An 18,060-nucleotide genomic window follows, 5' to 3' on the forward strand; every position below is an offset into this window, starting at 1 on the left:
GCTCCCCGATTCACCCCCACTTCCCGATCTGGAGTCACCCCACCATGCAGGCAGAACCGACGAAGTCTCTGGTGGGCCAGGAGTACGAGGTCGAGATCGGCCCCGTCGCCCACGGCGGCCACTGCATCGCCCGCACCTCCGAGGGCCAGGTCCTGTTCGTCCGGCACGCGCTGCCCGGCGAGCGGGTCGTGGCGCGCGTGACCGACGGCGAGGAGGGCGCGCGCTTCCTGCGCGCGGACGCGGTGGAGATCCTGGAGGCGTCCAAGGACCGAGTCGAGGCCCCGTGCCCCTTCGCGGGCCCCGGCCGCTGCGGAGGCTGCGACTGGCAGCACGCCAAGCCGGGCGCCCAGCGCCGCCTGAAGGGCGAGGTGATCGCCGAGCAGCTGCAGCGCCTCGCGGGCCTCACCCCCGAGGAGGCGGGCTGGGACGGCACCGTCATGCCGGTCGAGGGCGACAAGCTGCCCGCCGGCCAGGTCCCCCAGTGGCGCACCCGCGTCCAGTACGCGGTGGACGCCGACGGCAACGCCGGCCTGCGCCGCCACCGCTCTCACGAGGTCGAGCCGATCGACCACTGCATGATCGCGGCACCCGGTGTCAGCGAACTCGGCATCGAGGACCGGGACTGGTCCGGCATGGCCTCCGTCGAGGCGATCGCCGCGACGGGATCCCAGGACCGCATGGTCATCCTGGAGCCGCGCCCCGGTGCCCGACTGCCGCTCGTCGAGCTCGACAAGCCGGTTTCCGTCATGCGCGTGGACGAGAACGACGGTGGCATCCACCGCGTCCACGGCCGCGCGTTCGTCCGCGAGCGTGCCGACGACCGCACCTACCGGGTCGGCAGCGGCGGCTTCTGGCAGGTCCACCCGAAGGCCGCGGACACCCTGGTCAAGGCCGTCATGCAGGGCCTGCTGCCCCGCAAGGGCGAAATGGCCCTCGACCTCTACTGCGGCGTGGGCCTCTTCGCCGGCGCCCTCGCCGACCGCCTCGGCGAGCAGGGTGCGGTCCTCGGCATCGAGTCCGGCAAGCGTGCGGTGGAGGACGCCCGCCACAACCTGGCGAACTTCCCCCGGGTCCGCATCGAACAGGGCAAGGTCGAATCGGTCCTCCCGCGCACCGGCATCACCGAGGTCGACCTCATCGTGCTCGACCCGCCCCGCGCGGGCGCCGGCAAGAAGACCGTCGAACACCTCTCCTCCCTGGGCGCCCGCCGCATCGCCTACGTCGCCTGCGACCCCGCTGCGCTGGCCCGCGACCTCGGCTACTTCCGCGCGAACGGCTACCGGGTGCGGACGCTGCGGGCGTTCGATCTGTTCCCGATGACGCATCACGTGGAGTGCGTGGCGATTCTGGAGCCGGTGAAGAAGGACGTCTGACCTGCGGTTTTAATGGGTGCGCATGATGTGCGTCATGTGCGTTACGGGCGACATCTTGACGCTGAAATGACGCTCTCAGGGGTATCTTGACACTCATCTGACGCTCGTTCTGATAGGGCGTCAGGTGAGTTCCGGGACGGGTCGGACCAGCGGCCCTGAACACTCCCGGTCGCTCCCAACGCGTACGGGGATGGTCCGCTTGGCCGCGTCGTCCCGTTCCAGGACCATCCGTCGCCCCCGCACCCGCGGGGGTGGTCCTCGACTGCCGTTCGCTGTGCGCCGCGCCCTGCTGGACCGGCACACCTGCGTCGGCGGCGAGGAAGTTACCGGCTGGGACCCGCACGAGTTCCAGCACTCCGGCCTGGCCCACCTCGGCGAGCAGGATGTCTCTCTGCTGCTGCTCATGGCGAAGTCGCGGCACAAGTCGGTCAGCGCCGCCCGGAAGTACTTCAAGCCCGGCGCGGCCGCGCTCGCCGAGGTCACCAGCCTGCTCGCCCCAGCGACCGCTGAACCGCGACACGGGCCACGCCGCAGGCTGTACAGCCCATGGCGTGGTCCGTGTCGGACCGGTCAACGCGGGCTGTCGGAAGGCCGGTTGAGATCCCTGGGCTCTGCCCATGTCGAAGCAGCAGCGGGGCAAGAAGCACCGGACACCGCAGAAACGGGTCTCCCGTCCCTCCGTACCGCGTCCACACAGGGCAACTCCGGAACTGCCGGGGAGCATCGATCACACGGCACGGATGCTGGAGCACGCCAAGCCGGACCAGATCGTGGAACTGGTGCTGCCCTTCCTGTGGGCGGCCCTCTCCGACGGCCGCGCGCCGGCGAACATCTGCGTCGATGCGTGCCTGACGCTGCGCAACGCCTACGGCCGGCTGGGAGTGCGGGCCGAACTCCTGCCGGTCACCGTGGCCATCCGGAAGAAGAACGGCACCGGAACCCTCTACGGCTCGCTCACACCGACCTGGACGGGAACCTCGTGGAACGGGCACTGCGCCCTGGTGCTCCCCGGCTCCGAGCGGTTCGTGGACCCGACGATCGAGCAGTTCGACGAGGTCCGGACGATCGGCATGGGCCCGATGGTCGGCAAGGTGGCCATGTCGACGCGCGAGGACGGCTCGCTGATGGAGCCGGGAGCGCAGGTGATGCTGCAGCGCGGAGACCTGGTGCTGACGTACACCGTCGCCGGCCCCGAGGCCCTGGCCTCCATCGTGGAACACCCGGACGAGGCGCAGGACGTGCGGTTCCGCCTGTTGGATCAGAGCGGACAGGAACAGTGGCTGCGTGGCTGCGACTGGACGAGATCTCGCTGCCGCCGAACACTCCGGCCGCCTGGCCGCGCTGAGGATCGGAGCAGCGCGAAGCCCCAGGAACTCATGCCATGACGCCCCCGCGCCCGCGGGGGCACCCACCAGACCACCCCCGCACATGCAGAAAGCAGTCCTTCCGAAGCCAGAGCGCCGGGTGGTCCGGGACCCTCCCCGCGCGCGGGGAGGGTCCCGGGAGGCCGTACCACTCGCACCACCTGCGCCGTTGCTCCCCGCGCCTGGGATGAGCGGCTGGGCTGGGCGTTCGGGCTGACAGCAGATGATCCGGCTGCGAGGAGTGCGGCACGCGCCGGCCGTCGTCCTCGACCTGACCGCGTGCGCGGTGGTGGACCGACAGCGCACCCCGCGCTATGGCGACCTGGCGCAACCTCGCGGTCGCCGCCCTGCGACTGAACGGCGCGAAGAACATCGCCTCCGGCCGTCGCCGCAATGCGCGTGACGCCCGCCGACCCCTCACGCTCCTCGGTCTTGCCTGAGCAAGGAGTGGACGTCACTCGACCACGCCGAAGCCCTGAGGGCTGTCGCAGAATAGCTTCAGGCTTTGATCTCGGTCAGGCGGCCTGTCTCACGAGGTCATCGAGCGGAACGGCGCTTCGGCGGTCGTGAGTTGTTTTCCGACGGCTCCATGGGCCGCTCAGGGGTCGACCGAGTGCGGCGCATGCGTTCTCGGCGTTCTCTCAGGCCGAGAACGAGAGGTGACGCCGCCTCAGATGGTCGGGGTGTTGTCAACAACCGGCCTGTGAATCTCAACGACCGGCTTCCACCCCGCGGTGAACTCGATGAAGTCCGCACGGGTGGGGTAGGTGTCGATCGCGCGACGGTCGCGCTTGGGGCTGTCGCCCCCCTTGCGCCCCCGGGGAATCTGCTCCTCGAAGATGTCGACCTTCACGTCGGGAACCTCCTTGAGGCCCTGGCGCCAGATCTGCACGACGTCGGCGCCGAACGCCTGCCGGGCCGCAGCGTAAAGGGCCGTGAGGGCCCCCTTGTCCCCGTTAGGGACGAAAAGTGCCAGGTCCAGCACGACGCCGGCGGACTGGAGGACCTCGATGGTCACCGAGCCGTTCTCGTCGGCCAAGTAGATTCCGGCTTCATTCTCGTCGTCGGGAAGGCAGGAGACCTCTTCCTGGAATATGGTTCTCGCCGTGATCGAGCCACCATCGAAATCCTCGCCGGACTTGGTCAGGAAAGCAGGGACATAGCAGCCGGGAATCTTGAGTTCTGCCGTGTCGGCGGAAACGAAGAGCCGGTCCTTCATGTCGAGCTTCGTCACCTCTTCCAATGAGAGGCGGCGAGCGGCGATCTTCTCCGTGTTCACGATTTCCCTTTCAGGTTGCTCTGTTCCTCCGAACAAGAACGCTACCACGAAAACCTGAGGTCAACTGCCCAGTAATCGTTGGGTAAATGGCCTCCGATGGCCTGCCCGGGAGGATATCGAAGCGAGTCCCGCTCGGTCGGGAACGCGCATCCGCCAGGCAGTGTCCCTCGTCATGGTGTTGGGGATCAAATGGCGGTTGCATTTCGGTGCGTTGGGTGGCGCGGAGGAACTAAAAGAGAGTTTACGGTAGATATCACCCATAGCGCCTTCAGGGGGGCGAGGTAAGGCGTTTCATTCGTCGTGCATATCGAAGAGCGCAGCGGAAACAGGCCGGATGGGGGATGGGCCCAGGCGCATGGTGTCGATCCGGATGTACGAGTGCTGCTCCCCGCGCCCGCGGGGATGGCTCTGCGGTCGCTCCCCACGCGTACGGGTCGGACACTTCCTGGGCTGGGGCTCTAGGAGCGCTTTGATAGCTCGTGTCCGTTGTCGTCGAGGGTGAAGAGCGTCAGCGGATCGCTCCGCCGAGGTGGCACGGGCCGTGGTGGGTCGGTGTCTTCCCGTTTCTTCGCCTCTTGCCGTCCGGCCCGTGGGCCAGGTGGTCTTATAGAGGCTCGGCGGGCGTTTTGTGTCTCCTCTTTACCAGGGGCGACGGGTTGATCGGTGGGGACCGCGTGCTGGGCGATGTTGCGTGCGGCGTTGAGGTCCCGGTCGATCGTGAGGGTGCAGTTGGTGCAGTGGAACGTCCTGTCCGCGAGCGTGAGGCGTGGGTTCGTGCAGGGCGGGATTCCAACCGGGGACGGCCACCTGGCCCCGGCGGAGCAGATCAGATGAGGCACGGATGGCCATGAAACTGTCCTTCGACGGCGACTGGGGCGCGACGGTCACGGACGATCCGCTGCACATCATCCCCCGCTTCACGGGCGACTCCGTGGATGTCGTGCGGTACGCGGACGTGGTGGAGCGTGAGCGGTTCCTCGCGGACACCTTCGGCAGCCAGGACCGGTTGTGGGACACGCCCGACGTCCTGCGGTTCGACCCGGACAGCCGGAAGCTGGTCGGGGCCGAGTTCCAGATGCCGTACGTCTCCGCGTACGCCGAGACGTCCGTCCGTGTTCCGGCCCTGCCCGCGGTGCGCCGGGGCGGGCTCTGCGCGGACGAGGTCCGGGACTTCCGGCGGGAGACTTGCACGGTGCTGTGCCGCGTTTCCGGGGACACCGTGCTGACCTGCCTGCGCGACCTCGACGTCCTCGACGAGCCGGTGGACGCCTGTATCGGCATCGCCCCCGACGTGGCGCTCCTGGTCCAGCACGGCACCGTCACCGGCTGGAGCCTCACCGACCCCGCGCGCTACCTGACCACCGCCTACGCTGCTCCTGACCCCGCTCCGCCGTCCCAGGCCACCCGCGCGCTGCTCAGTTCCTGCCTGGATCTGATCACGGTTCCGCTGTTCGAAGAGGTGCAGGACGGCGAGCCGGCCGCCCTGGCCCGGCTTCGGGAGGTCCACCAGGCCCTGGTCGCCCAGCGCGAGGACCGGCACCGCGCCGACGTGACGCTCCGGGCGTCCGCCAGGTCGCTCAATTTCAGGCGGGTCTAGCGACAGCGGTGCAGGCCGTGTGCGTGCGTTCCTTGGGCTGCTGACGCTCGCATGACGCTCGTTCCGAAGCTCCGTCACATCAGCAGGTCGTGTCCGACGCGGCTGTGCGGCTCTGCCGACGCGGCCGCGTCGGACCTGACCGGTCCGCCGGCGCGGTCCAAGGATCTTCTCCTCTGGCGTGAGTGAGGGCAGCCGGGTCTGGCTGGTCGTCCGTGAGGTGTTCGGCTCTCTGAGCGCGCTGGTCGGCTCTCTGTACGCTGCCCGAGCCGGGGCATGAACAGCTTGCCCAGCCGGGGCAACGTAAGGGCGGCGTGGGGGACAGGCTGAAGCAGTCCCGATCATCGAGCGTGCCGAGGCGACACGCTGTTGGAAGTCGCCCACCCCGGCGGCTACCGCCTCACGATCACCACCGCCCCGGACAGCAACCGCGTCACCGGCCTGTACGTCGTCACCGAGGACGGACCCGGAGCGACGAGCATCTCCAGAGCGAGGTACGGCAGCTCACGGCGCGTGGGCCCAACACCGCTACCATCGGCAACCGCCTCAAAGCGGAGCTGAGTCGTATAGGTTCCGAGATCCTGCACGAGCTTCGGAACGGCGCTCCTGATTCGACGGTAGTTCGGACAGCACCATGACTCAGCACACGGCCGCTCCCATCGAGGTGTTCCGCATCGTGCCGCGCTTCCACGACTCCTTCAAGGGCGTTCTCCTGGAAGACGACCAGATCCTGCGATGGGAGCTGGACGAGCAGGCCGCGCCCCTCCCTGCCGGGATCCCGGGGTCGCTGGACGTGGACCTCGGGGGAACACCGGCTGACTACCCCACCGCGGATCCCGCGTGTCCCGTCCTGAGCGCCGCCCTGCTGCAAGCCGTCAGGGACCGCTTTTCCGGCACCGGCCATTTCATTCCGGTGACCATCCCCGGGCTCGCCACCGGCACCTGCACGGCATACGTGCCCACCACCGTCTCCGACTGCCTGGACCGGATCGACTCCTCTGCTCCCGAGGCGACCGGAAAGGTCAGGAGGGCCGTATTCCATCCCGACCGGGTACCCCTGCAGGTCCCCGCGTTCCGTCTCCTGGAGAACAAGACCTACGTGTACTGGAACGCCTGGGCCGCGCGCCTGATCGAGTCCTCGGCCGCGCCTGGGAGCGTAGAGCTGCGCTTGGCATGGTCGAGCGACCCGACGGCAACTCCTCACCGGGATCCCATGGGGTTCTGGTGCCGACTTCGTCAGACAGGGGGCCTGTGCCGGATTTGCGTCTGTGCGGAATGCACGGCGTGGGCGGCGTTACGGGCGATGTCCTGACGCTGAAATGACGCTCCCGGAAGGCCGGCCCGGCTTTGCTCGGCGAGAAGACGCCGGAAGTGGGGCCTGGGCGGGCGAGGCGGCGTTCCGGCGCATGGGGACCTTGCCCACAGCGCCCCATCCATGACCCCGGCCCCGCACCCGGGTCGTGGGTGCGGGGCCGGAGCCTGCGGGGCCGGAGCCTAGGGACGTACCGTCGTACGGGTCACCTCCGCGCGGATTCGCGGCGGCGCTTGAGCCACATCAGGGTCGCGCCGGATCCGAGGAGGAGCACGGCGAGGCCGGCCACGATGCTCACCTGTGTGCCGGTGTCCGCCAGACCGCCACCGTCGTTGCCGCCTCCGGTGGGCGGGACCGGGTTGCCGCTCGTCCCGGCCGAGGCCGTCGGCAGCGGCGACGACGTCTGCGAAGGCACGCCGGTCGGCTTCCCGGTCGGCGTCTGCGTCGGCTTGTGCGACGGCGTCGGCGTCGGGGACGGCTTCGGTGGGTTGCCGCCGCCGGTACCGGTGTCCGTCGCGTTCGTGTTGCCGCCGAGGAGGTCCAGGCCGTCGTCCTTGGCGTCGTCGGTCAGGGTCTTCACGCTGGTCCGCGTCTGCCGGGGCAGGTAGCGGTGCTGTGTGGTGAAGGTGACCTTGGGGATGTTCCGCTTCGGTGCCTTGGAGAAGTCGACACCGCCGACGATGTACACCATGACACCCTGCGCGGTGTCCACGTCGTACGTGAACTCGCCGTTGAGGAAGATCTTCCGGTACCGCTGGAACAGTTCGTCCTTGTCCCAGTTCTGGTTGGGAGCGCGCAGCGGCCACGACTTCACGTCGTCGCTGTTGACGACCTTGTGGTAGTCGGTGGGCGACTTCGCGTCCTGGAGACGGATCCACTCCGCCGCCACACGGGCGGTGTAGACGCGACGCAGATCCGCGTACTGCGGGGCCGTGTTGACGGTCTTCTCCACCGCGGGGACGATCATCCGGTCGATGACCGCCTGGGCCTGCTGCCGTTCGGCGTCGCTGGGGTGACAGATCGCTTCGCCGCCGGGCTGCGTGGAGAAGTCCTGCGGGGTGGACTTCAGCCTCAGCGGGGCGTCCAGGATGTAGATCCCGCCGTCCTGCTCGCGGACCTGCGCGGGCTTGGGCTCGATCCAGTTCCGGATCCCGCCGAAGCACGGCCGGCCGTCCTCCCGCGGCAGCGCCGCCCAGAACCGCTTGCCGAGATCGGTCTTGGGGTCCATCGTCTTGAAGAAGTCGTGCTTCATCTGGAGGTCGGCCTCGAGGAGCACGCGACCCGCGTCGGTGGACGCGAACTTGTCGTCCATGACCCGGTCCGGCTGGTCCGGGTTGAGGTTCACCCAGAACTTGTCGGGGGTCAGCGCCAGCCAGGTGAAGAAGGCGTCCGAGATGAGCTGCGACTTCGCCTTGCCGCCCCAGCCGGAGTGCTCGGTGGGGTCATCCGTCGCGGAGAACCCGTAGTCCAGGCCCTTGCCCTTGACCGGCTTGCCCACGTACCGCAGTTCGAGGGTGGTGAAGTCGATCCCGCCCGGCCCCCTCGGTGACAGCCTGCTGGGGTCGGCGGCGTTCTTCTGGTTCAGGAAGTCCGCCATGCTCTTCGGGTTCGGCCGCGACTCGCGGATCAGGTCCGTGGCCCCGCCACGCGAGATGCCCGACTGTCCCGGGGGCTGCATCAGGGTCGACCTGCTCCTGGTGCCGCCGCTCGGGGCCTGCTCCACCCTGTCGGAGCGGTAGTTGTACTCGGTGACCCGGCCGGCGCCGGCGTTCTTGCGCAGCGTCTCCTTCAGGTCACGCGCCGACTTGTCCTGCGGCTCGGCGTAGACGTACTTCATCTTCGAATCGGACCACTTCGGGTCCTTCGACCACGCGACGTCCTTGGGTATCTGCTTGGGGTCGGGACTCCCGTTGGACTTGATCTCCAGGATCTGCTTGGTCCTGGTGTTGTAGGCGTCGAGCTGCCGCCGGTACGTCTTGCCGGTGTCCGGGTCGGTGAACTCCACCTCCTTCTGGCAGATCCACTCCGGCCCGGTCAGACCGTGGTCCTTGATCACCTTCTTCTCGAAGGCCTTGCCGCGGGGGTCGTTGCCCGCGTTCCGGATCAGCCGGACGTCACGCCAGGTGTCGAAGTCACCCCAGGCGTTCGGGTTCTTCTCCTTCGCCCGCAGCCAGGTCCACCAGATCCGGTCGACAGGCTTGCTCTTCGGTGGCTGCCGCGGCAGATCCTTCAGCCTCGCGACGTCCGCCTCGGACGGCGCCTGAAGCCCGTCCCACTTCTTGCCCGGGTTCTCGTAGTCGTACGTGTCCCACTGGGACTTGGCCCGCGAGGCGTCGAACTCCGGCAGTTTGCTGATGGCCTGTATGTCGTCGGCAAGGCTGTAGTAGTCCTTGCACGGCATCCCGGGGTCCAGCGGCTTCGGCGCCGCGTCCGCGTAGCTGTGCAGGCCGGGGAGCCCGGCGAGCAGGAGACCCGCTGCCGCGGCGACCGCAGCGGCCGAGGCCAGTCGCGCCCTGACGCGTAAACGTATGGTTTTCAATCTTCGTCCCCGTCTGTGGGGGCTGATGGGACAGACGGTGAGCGGTGTGAGCCCCCGTGACATGACACCGCCAACGGGAAACACCCTAGAGGGTCAACTCTTTCCCAAAGCAAGGGCTTTGACGGGGTGTCGCCCCGATCGCTGCCCGACAGTGCCCAAGCCCTAAGCTCGACCGTCATGCGCCCGCTGCCTCACAGCCTCACCCGGATCACCCGCATCCACCCCCCGGCCCCGCACCGCTACGACCAGCACTCCATCCGCAACGCCCCAGCTCACGACCCCGAGCGCGCCCGTCGCGTCGTCCGTGAACTGTCCACGGTCGCCGACGTGGTCGAGGAAGTCGCGCCCATCGCGCGCAGGGACATCGGCTCACCCAAGAACCTCGGCGACCTCGACATCGTCACCATCGGTTGCTGGGGCAACGCCATCCAGATCACCGACCCCGCCTTCGCGGAGAACGGCACCACCACCTACAACCTCGACAACGCCTTCGACGCCCAGGTCCAGGCCCACCCCGACGCGCGTATCGCCGCCGCGTGCGAGATGGACTTCTCCCAGACCTACGCCAAGTACCTGATTCACGTCCCCGGCGCCCCCCGCGTCTCCGCGGACGGCTGGGACGAGACGGACGTCACCGGCGACCTCGTCGAAGCCCTCCGGGCCTGCGGCATCGACCCGAGCGGTCCCGGCACCGAAAACCTCGACTACGACGACCCCGACACCTTCGTCTGGGGCGACTACCTCGATCTCGTCGCGTGCGGCCTCCACATCCCCTTCGCCACCGAGTCCTTGCAGGTGTCCGTCTTCAGGGTCACCCGCCCCGAGGAGACCCGGGACGACATGGAAGAGGCCTGGCAGCAGGACTGAACGCCCGGGCATCCGCCGGAGGCGGGCGAGCACCGATCGGCGCCGGCCGCACAGCGCCCGTCGGCTGCCACGGGTCATGCCGGGTCCCGCTTTCGGAGTGTCTGATGGGGGCTGCCAAGTGGTGTTCGGGACGGATGTCACGGCCAGTGACGGCGAGTTGCGGCGGGAGCCTGGGCTCGACGTCCTGCGGAAGGGGTCGGTCACGTCGGGGCGCGGTACGTCCTGGCCGTAGTAGCTGTGTCCGCGTGACCGGGTCGTCGGCGCCTTGACCTCGGACGTGCGGACGCAGGCGGTCTGCACGTCGAGGAAGAACCGTCCTTCCCCGCCGACCATGAGACCTGTACTGACGTGACCGGCGCTCGCCTCATGCTCAGACGCGGGTCCGGCAGACTGATCGCATGAACCGCGACACCCTGCGCTCCATACTGGCCCGCGACGGCAGCGTCTCCGCGCGTGCAGCCCTCACCGAGCTGGAGGCAGGCGCGACTTCGAATTCACCCTGAACAGAACAGCTTCCGCCAGCCTGCTCTGGGCCAACTGGTCCTCGCGCCAAGAAACCATGCGCGAGCTGGGCATCACCCCCTTCCGGCCCGGACTGGCCGAAGCCGTCGAAAGACTCCACGCCGCAGGAACGGCCCGGGTCCACATGGCGACCATCACCGGACCACAGAGGCGTTTCCTCCTCTTCCTCTCGGAAGACCTCACCCAGTGCGTCGCCTCTTGGTAGCACCACCCCTTTGTGTCAGGCGCTCCAATTTGTTCAGGCGCTCCAAGAGCCGAGTCCGGCATCCGCTGCCCGGTGTCTCACTGGGCGTGCTGTCCGTTGTCAGCATCCATGAAGAGCGGGTCTCCCGGCCCGACCGCGCATTGGACCGAACCCTGACTCCTGAAACCTGCGGGACGCTCGACGTCTTCCGTCTCACTCCGTCTTTCGGCAGCCATTACAGGGGCCTCCTCGTGGATGCGCTTCCTGTCATCCGCTGGGAGATGGACGGCAGTTCCCATCCGCCTCCTGGCGAGGTCGACGCCGATTGGCACGGCGATCCCCGGCGAAAGGTGTCGGACTACCCCAGCGGGCACGCCGTGGTCCCGGTGCTGAGCCGACGGCTGGCGGAGGAGACGCGTCGGCGCTTCGAGGCGTTCGGGAACTACATCCCCGTGCGCGTGCCCGAGGTAAGGGAAGGCGCCTACCTCGCGTACATCCCGAGTGTCGTCGCAGACTGCCTCGACAGGGACGCTTCGTCACCGCCGAGCGCGGTCGGGGAGATCGAGCACGCCGAGTTCGTCCCGGAGGGGCTGCCCCATGACGCCCCCTGCTTCCGGTTGACGGACAACAGGACGTACGTCTACTGGAACGGCTGGGCCGCGCGGCTCATCCAGTCCATCGCCGGACCGGAGAACGTCGAACTCCGACTGGTCTGGTCCAGTGATCCCGGCGCCACACCGCATCCGCGGCCGATGGGGTTCTAGCGAGGCGGTCGAGCTGTTCGGCTGCCGTCGCGACGTGGGGCGGAGGGCGTTTACCCCGGTCAACTCCGCCGGGAGATCCCACAGGTGTGCCGTCTGCTACGGGTCCGTCGCTTGCACACCAGCGGCCCGGCCGGCAGCCGTTGCCGAGGGGTGAACCCGGGTGGTGGCCGACGCGACGCGGACTGTCGGCATGGCTGCGTCGGCGTCGAGGCGGTCGCCGACTGTCTCCGGAGTGTCTCGCGCAGTCAGCGGGTGATGGTGCGTCAAGGTCGTTGTCAGTGGGTCCCCATAGGGTTCAAGTATCACTCGGGGAGCCTCGGAGAAGGAGCGGAAACGTGTCCGCCAACAAGATCCAGCACAAGGTCAATCACGTCGCGCTGGTAGTGGACTGTTCGGGTTCCATGCGTCAGCACCAGGGTCAGCTCGTACGCGTCGTGGACGAGTTCGTCGCGGGTCTGAAAGCCGAGTCGGACAGCCTCGGCCACGAGACCCGGATCAGTCTCTACTCCTTCGACCACAAGGTGGAGAACCTGGTCTGGGACATGGACGTGAAGCATCTGCCGTCCATGCGGGGGCTGTACAAGGTCAACAATGGCGCTACGGCCCTCATCGAGGCTTCTCTGAAGTCCCTGGACGACCTGGGCCACATCTGGGAGGAGTACGGCGAGCACAGCTTCCTCCAGATCGTGGTCACGGACGGCGAGGAGAACGCCTCCGGCGGCGACAGGCGGCACGACGGCGACATGGCCATCCTCGGCCCCTGGCTCGACAGGATCACGGCGAAGATGGGCGGCCTGCCGGGCCACTGGACGTCCGCGATCCTCGTTCCGAACTCCCTGGCGAAGCGCACCGCCCAGAACTACGGTTTCCCGGCCGGAAACATCGCCATCTGGGATGCGGATTCCCAGGAGGGTGTCGAGGAGGCGATCGGCACCGTGCGCGCTGCCGCCACCAGCTTCCTCCGGGGCCGCGAGCAGGGTGTGCGCGGCACGAAGAACCTGTTCGCCGTCGGCCAGGACATATCGGTTGACGAGGTGCGGGCGAACCTCGAACCGATTCCGGTCGACAAGTACCGGCTCCTCAAGGTCGACAAGGAGGTCGAGATACGGCCCTTCGTCGATTCGCATCCGGGCGTGAAGTACGAACGCGGCGCTTGCTACTACCAGTTGGGCGCCCGCGCTCAGGTTCAGCCGAACAAGGAAGTCATCGTCGTCGAGAAGGAGACCGATCGCGCCTACACGGGCGACGCGGCGCGCAGCCTTCTGTTCGGTACGGGTATCCAGGGGACCGTCTCCGTGAAGGCGGGAAACAACCCCAAGTTGGAGGTGTACGTGCAGAGTCGTTCGGTGAACAGGAAGCTCAAGCCGGACACGCGTCTGCTCATCATGCTCTGACAGGCCGCTTCGGCCTCAGATGCTGACGGGGACGGCCGTGACGCTCCGGGCGTCCGCCGGGCATGCTTGCGGCAGCCGAAAACCCGCCCGCCGGGTCTCCAGCCGTGCGTGAAAGGCCGGAGACCCGGTAACTGCTTGGCGCTGTTCTGCCGGAAGCTACGGACTGAGCCTCTCGGTGTGGCCGGTCAGGACAGGATCTCGACGTACCCGTCGGTTCCGTGCACGCGGATCCGCTGCCCGTCCCTGATCCGCCGGGTGGCCTGGTCCACGCCCACGACGGCCGGCAGGCCGTACTCCCGGGCGATCACCGCTCCATGGGTCATCGTGCCGCCCACCTCCGTCACCAGGCCCGCGACCGCGACGAACAGCGGCGACCAGCTGGGATCCGTGAAGGTCGTGACCAGGATGTCGCCCGCTTCGAGGTCGGCATCCGCCATGTCGAGGATGACGCGGGCCCTTCCCTCGATGGTCCCGGCGGACACCGGAAGGCCGACGAGGGCGCCCGCCGGCACGTCGTCGCGCCGGTACGCCCCGGTGACGGCCTCACCGTCCGAGGTGAGCACCCGGGGCGGTGTGAGGGCCTCGTACGACCGGAACGCGTCCTTGCGCTGCTGGATGAGCCGGCCGTCCACCTGGTTCGAGCGTACGACGTCGTGGAGTTCCTGGAACGTGAGGTAGAAGGCGTCCTCCTTCTCGGGAAGCACACCTGCCCGCACGAGGCGCTCGGCCTCCTCCAACAGGGCCCGCTTGTAGACGAAGTAGCGGCTGACGATGCCGTACTTCGGGTACTCCCGGTACCCGATGAAGGCCCTGACCTGGTCGATCATCCGCTTGGCCTCGTCGGCCCTCCGGTCCCCGTCCGGCAGGGCCCGCAGGCGTGACAGCACGTCCTGTTCCTTCTCCCGCGCCTTCTGCCGCCCTTGTTCGAAGCGCAGCCCGGCGGCGCCCGGCTCGAAGTTCCTGACGTTGTCGAGGATCACGGGCACGAGCGTGCTGGGGCGCTCGCGCCACCGTGGCCTCGTGATGTCGATCTCGCCGACGCAGCGCATGCCGTACCGCTCGAGGTAGGCCTCGATGGCGTCGCGCGCCTCAGTCCCGCCCGCGAGCTTCGCCAGCTCGTCCAGGAAGGTCTCGTCCGCGCCCTGCTCGACGCCCCGCAGGAACGCCACCACCTCCGGCCACGGGCGGATCACGTCCGCGACGCCGAGCAGCGCCAGTCCCATCTCCGACGTGATGTTGCCGGGGGCGGACAGCGTCAGCGTGTCAGCCGCGTTCTTCTCGCCCAGCCACTCCCACAGCTTGTCGTTGAGCCACCAGGAGGCCTCCATCCCCGCCATGATCGCCTGAATGTTCAGCGGGTCACCGAGGACTCGTTTGTGCTCCTCGAAGGCCTCCAGCAGGAAGTCGAACAGCGCCGATCCGGTCTTCGTCCGGATGCCGCGCTCCAGGGCGGCGACGGATGCCTGGCTGCGCTCGATCAGCTCGGTGACGATGGCCGGATCGGGTTCGACCGGGGCGGGCGCACCTCCGGCCGGAGGCCCACCGGTCGGAGGTGCGCCCGCCGGAGGTCCGCCGGCCGGAGACCCGACGGGGCCCGTGTCCGGGAGCGACGGGACGAAATCGTCGCGGCCGAGGACGGTCTCCAGAGCATCCCTGACCAGCGGATCGCCTCTCCCTATGAGGTCCAGGAGGCCGGACCGGCTCGCGGGCGAGGCCAGGCGCCGGGTGACGTCGACGAACAGCCTCCCGCCGGCCTCGGGCATCGGCACCATGGCCGTCAGCTGCCACATGGAGAGCCCCAGGGGCTTCATGGGATCGGTCATCATCTGCTGATGGCCGACGGAGACGTAGACGTGATTCTCCTGGTCGTCGGTCTCGGGGATGGGGAACAGCGTCGTGATCGGCCGGCTCTGGACGATCTGGAAGCCGTCGTCGGCCAGGCACCACTCGATGTCCTGCGGTCGGCCGAAGTGCGCTTCGATCCGGCGTCCGAGCTGTACGAGCCGTACGACCTGCGCGTCCGTCAACGACGGCCGCTCCTGCCGCCCCGAGTCGATCGCCACTTCCCGCGTACCGCCGGCCGGCAGGGCGTGAACGGCGCGCTGTTTGGCGGCGATCGCCTTCTCGACGACTTCGCCGTCTCGCACCTTGAAGACGTCCGGGTTCACCAGGCCGGAGACCAGGGCCTCACCGAGGCCGAAGCCGGCGTCCACGGTGGCGACCTTACGGTTGCCCGTGACGGGGTCGGCCGTGAACAGGATGCCGGCCGCCTGCGGGAAGACCATCCGCTGCACGACCACGGCCATGTGGACCGTACGGTGGTCGATGCCGTTGCGTTGGCGGTAGGTCACGGCCCGCTCGGTGAACAGCGACGCCCAGCACCGGCTGACGTGCTGGAGGATCGCCGTCGGCCCCACCACGTTCAGGTACGTGTCCTGCTGGCCGGCGAAGGACGCCGTCGGCAGGTCCTCCGCCGTCGCGCTGGACCGGACGGCGTAGGCGGCCTGCCCGCCGAGCCGGTCGAGCGCGCCGGTGATCGCCGCCGCGAGATCGCCGGGGATGGCGATCCCTTCGATGGTTCGACGAATCTCCGCACTGAACGTGCGGATCGCCTCCCGGTCGTCCGGGTCCGAGCGCGACAACTGATCGAGCCGATCGTCGATCGACGGGGCCTGCGCCATGATCCGCCGGAAGGCGTCCGTCGTCACGCAGAAGCCCTCCGGCACGCGGATGCCGTCGATCCGAGACAGCCCGCCCAGGTGCGCGCCCTTGCCGCCGACGACCGCGACCTGCGTCTCGTCGACCTCTCGAAGATCCAGCACGTACTGCTCGGTCATCGCGACACCTCCGAGGCGGCCGCGCTCCGTCGCACTGCGGTGGCGGATCGGATCACCGGCGCCTCCCACTCCGTCGAACCTCTTGTCGAACACGTCCTCATCCCTGCTTTCCTTCCCTCTGGCGAGCCGGCCGGCCGCTCCGCCCGGTCGGGCGGCGTGCACCCCCGCACCCCCGCACACCGCACCTCGGCGCCGAGCCGCCGCAACCGCACTGCCGGTCCCACCACTGGTTCGACGCCACAGCGTCCCGCCCGTACGGCGACAACGACACACGCGCGGCGTGCCCCCGTTTCCGCAGGTTGTGGCATCGGCCGACGATTGTGCGCCATCACCAGGGCCTTGCGGCAAGCCCCCCGGTGCGCTATATGTTGAGAGTGGCAAGGAGAGCGCTCTCCTTGCCTTTGCCGTTTCACGGGCAGCCCTGTTGCTCCTGCCCCTGCTCCTGCCCTGCCCCGGCCGTCGCGGCGTCGGTGGTGTCCCGGACGGTCGCCCTCGCTTCCTTGTGTCGTGTCCGTGGTGATCCTCGCTCCGCTTCGTGCAGGGCCCACTCGGCCGAACTACTGGCCGCAGGCGCGTGATCCAATGGGCGGAGGTGGCAAGGGAGGACAGGGGTCATGGACGGATGGCTTGCGGCGGGTGTACCGCTGCTGCTCGGGGCGGTGTTCATGACCGTCGGCGTCACCATCCGGCGGGGGACACGGAGGCTGCGGGAGCAGGGGGCGAACGCCCGCGGCACGGTTGTCGGGTTCCGGACCCGGCGCGACTTCGATTCCAACAGCACGATGTACCGTCCGGTGGTCCAGTGGGTGACCGGTGACGGCCGGACGGTGGAGGTGGTGTCCTCGACCGCCAGAAACACGGTCGGCGATCTCCACCGGGGCGCGGCGGTGACGGTCTTCTACGACCCGGACGACCCGGAGCGGATGCTCATCGACGGCTACGACGGCGGCGTGCTGGCCGGCGTCTTCTGCCTTCTGGGGGCTGTGGGGCTGGCGGCCGCACTCCTCGTCGTCTGGTGCCTCGCCACCTGACGGGTGCCCGCACAGACACGGGCGATCTGGCTGCGCGTGCCTGCGTGAAGGCCGGGTCCCGCGTCATGCCGGTCCGGCTTCTGGGGAACGTCGCTGCGAACCGGTGGCGAGCAGCCGTGCCGGAACCCGGACGCCGCCCACGGCATGTTGCCCATAGGCTCTCGGTGAAGGGCAGGTGCGGTGGAGATCACGGTGCACTGGGTCAAGACGTCTTGGACGAAGCAGTCCCGGGGTGGGGAGGCCGCTGCCCGCAGGAACGCGCTCCCGGTCGGCTTCATGTTGCCACGGGTGCCCCCTGGGTTCGCTCACTTTGTCCAGATGTCCGAGCGTGACGGGTTCGAGCCGCGCTCAGAGCAGGCTGCTCTCCGCGAGGTTGGCGTCAGCCTGCGGGACGAAGGGGGCCGCCTATGGGCACTCGCACGCGTGGAGCCGCTGTTCGGGTTGCCGCCCCGGCCGCGCAGGCCCCCGGCAGTCCGGCTGCTTCCCGGGCAGTGGGTCCGGTGGCAGTTGAACTACCGGTTCTCCAGCGCCAATGGCATACGTGGCTGGTCGTACTGGCTCGACACGTTCAACAAGCCAAGGGCCCGTACCGGCAGGATCCATGTCGTTCGGCCCCGCGCGATCCGCAGTCGTGACCCGTTGAACCGTGCGGTGGTCCCGCCTGCCGCCAGCATCGTCTCCGGGCGCCCGGACGTCGCGTTGGACATGGGCGGATGGCATGCGGGAAGCGGGCCCAACAGGCCTGTTCATGCCGTGAGTTCGCGATCGGTGTGCGATTCGGCCGCGGTGTGGGTTAGCGTCTCGTCGTCCGTCCGGTACGCAACCCTGAGCCGGCCCGCGTGATTTCGGCTGTCGCGCGCGTGAGCGTCGCCGAACAGCCTGCCCTGTGCGGCCTTTTGGAGGCGCTGCGCGACGCGGCCGCCGTCGATTCCTCCGGCGGAACCGGGACGGCCTGACCGCGGACCGGGCTTCGGGGGTCTGTCCTACGCCCTTGCGCACG

13 protein-coding genes and 1 pseudogene are annotated in these 18,060 nt (G+C 68.6%); 10 read left to right on the top strand and 4 right to left on the bottom strand.

All coding sequences use genetic code 11. The features are described from left to right. Nucleotides 1-44 precede the first annotated feature (44 nt). The 3 genes from OIB37_RS27620 to OIB37_RS27635 all read left to right on the top strand — a co-directional run bounded on the left by OIB37_RS27620 (nucleotide 45) and on the right by OIB37_RS27635 (nucleotide 3,177). Nucleotides 45-1,373, top strand: a complete 1,329-nt coding sequence (locus OIB37_RS27620) for a class I SAM-dependent RNA methyltransferase (protein WP_330460309.1) — start codon at nucleotides 45-47, stop codon at nucleotides 1,371-1,373. Between the two features lie 617 nt (nucleotides 1,374-1,990). Further along, complete coding sequence (locus tag OIB37_RS27630) at nucleotides 1,991-2,758, top strand: hypothetical protein (protein ID WP_330460310.1); 768 nt, start codon at nucleotides 1,991-1,993, stop codon at nucleotides 2,756-2,758. Nucleotides 2,759-3,051: 293 nt separating this feature from the next. Continuing rightward, nucleotides 3,052-3,177: a hypothetical protein gene (locus OIB37_RS27635; protein ID WP_330460311.1), complete on the top strand. Its 126-nt coding sequence runs from the start codon at nucleotides 3,052-3,054 to the stop codon at nucleotides 3,175-3,177. 230 nt (nucleotides 3,178-3,407) lie between these two features. Here OIB37_RS27635 and OIB37_RS27640 read toward each other — a convergent pair whose 3' ends face one another. Together OIB37_RS27640 and OIB37_RS27645 are read right to left on the bottom strand one after the other, a co-directional pair. Then, on the bottom strand, nucleotides 3,408-4,016 hold the full coding sequence (locus tag OIB37_RS27640) for a hypothetical protein (protein WP_330460312.1): 609 nt from the start codon (nucleotides 4,014-4,016) through the stop codon (nucleotides 3,408-3,410). Between the two features lie 458 nt (nucleotides 4,017-4,474). Next, complete coding sequence (locus OIB37_RS27645; RefSeq protein WP_330460313.1) at nucleotides 4,475-4,855, bottom strand: zinc ribbon domain-containing protein; 381 nt, start codon at nucleotides 4,853-4,855, stop codon at nucleotides 4,475-4,477. A 2-nt stretch (nucleotides 4,856-4,857) separates the two neighbouring features. On the opposite strand from OIB37_RS27645, the gene OIB37_RS27650 reads away from it, so the two are divergent. Next, nucleotides 4,858-5,613, top strand: coding sequence for a hypothetical protein (locus OIB37_RS27650; protein WP_330460314.1), 756 nt, complete (start codon nucleotides 4,858-4,860; stop codon nucleotides 5,611-5,613). 631 nt (nucleotides 5,614-6,244) lie between these two features. Continuing rightward, complete coding sequence (locus tag OIB37_RS27655) at nucleotides 6,245-6,922, top strand: hypothetical protein (RefSeq protein WP_330460315.1); 678 nt, start codon at nucleotides 6,245-6,247, stop codon at nucleotides 6,920-6,922. Nucleotides 6,923-7,127: 205 nt separating this feature from the next. Here the strand turns inward: OIB37_RS27655 and OIB37_RS27660 are convergent, their stop codons facing one another. Continuing rightward, the gene (locus tag OIB37_RS27660; RefSeq protein WP_330460316.1) at nucleotides 7,128-9,461 is read right to left on the bottom strand and encodes a hypothetical protein; all 2,334 of its coding nucleotides are present in this window, start codon (nucleotides 9,459-9,461) and stop codon (nucleotides 7,128-7,130) included. A gap of 177 nt (nucleotides 9,462-9,638) precedes the next feature. Here OIB37_RS27660 and OIB37_RS27665 point away from each other — a divergent pair, with 177 nt between their 5' ends. From OIB37_RS27665 to OIB37_RS27675, 3 genes are all read left to right on the top strand, one after another. Further along, a complete protein-coding gene (locus OIB37_RS27665; RefSeq protein WP_330460317.1) occupies nucleotides 9,639-10,328 on the top strand; it encodes a DUF6333 family protein in 690 nt (229 codons plus the stop codon). Nucleotides 10,329-11,285: 957 nt separating this feature from the next. Beyond that, complete coding sequence (locus tag OIB37_RS27670) at nucleotides 11,286-11,798, top strand: hypothetical protein (protein ID WP_330460318.1); 513 nt, start codon at nucleotides 11,286-11,288, stop codon at nucleotides 11,796-11,798. A gap of 335 nt (nucleotides 11,799-12,133) precedes the next feature. Further along, nucleotides 12,134-13,192: a vWA domain-containing protein gene (locus tag OIB37_RS27675; RefSeq protein WP_330460319.1), complete on the top strand. Its 1,059-nt coding sequence runs from the start codon at nucleotides 12,134-12,136 to the stop codon at nucleotides 13,190-13,192. 185 nt (nucleotides 13,193-13,377) lie between these two features. Here OIB37_RS27675 and rph read toward each other — a convergent pair whose 3' ends face one another. Next, nucleotides 13,378-16,029, bottom strand: a complete 2,652-nt coding sequence (gene rph, locus OIB37_RS27680) for a rifamycin-inactivating phosphotransferase (RefSeq protein WP_330460320.1) — start codon at nucleotides 16,027-16,029, stop codon at nucleotides 13,378-13,380. A 614-nt stretch (nucleotides 16,030-16,643) separates the two neighbouring features. Here rph and OIB37_RS27685 point away from each other — a divergent pair. Both OIB37_RS27685 and OIB37_RS27690 read left to right on the top strand, forming a co-directional pair. Then, a complete protein-coding gene (locus OIB37_RS27685) occupies nucleotides 16,644-17,060 on the top strand; it encodes a DUF3592 domain-containing protein (RefSeq protein WP_330460321.1) in 417 nt (138 codons plus the stop codon). 180 nt (nucleotides 17,061-17,240) lie between these two features. Beyond that, a pseudogene (locus tag OIB37_RS27690) lies at nucleotides 17,241-17,695 on the top strand (hypothetical protein). The last annotated feature ends 365 nt before the right edge of the window (nucleotides 17,696-18,060 follow it).

It is taken from the genome of Streptomyces sp. NBC_00820 (assembly GCF_036347055.1).
GTDB lineage: Bacteria > Actinomycetota > Actinomycetes > Streptomycetales > Streptomycetaceae > Streptomyces.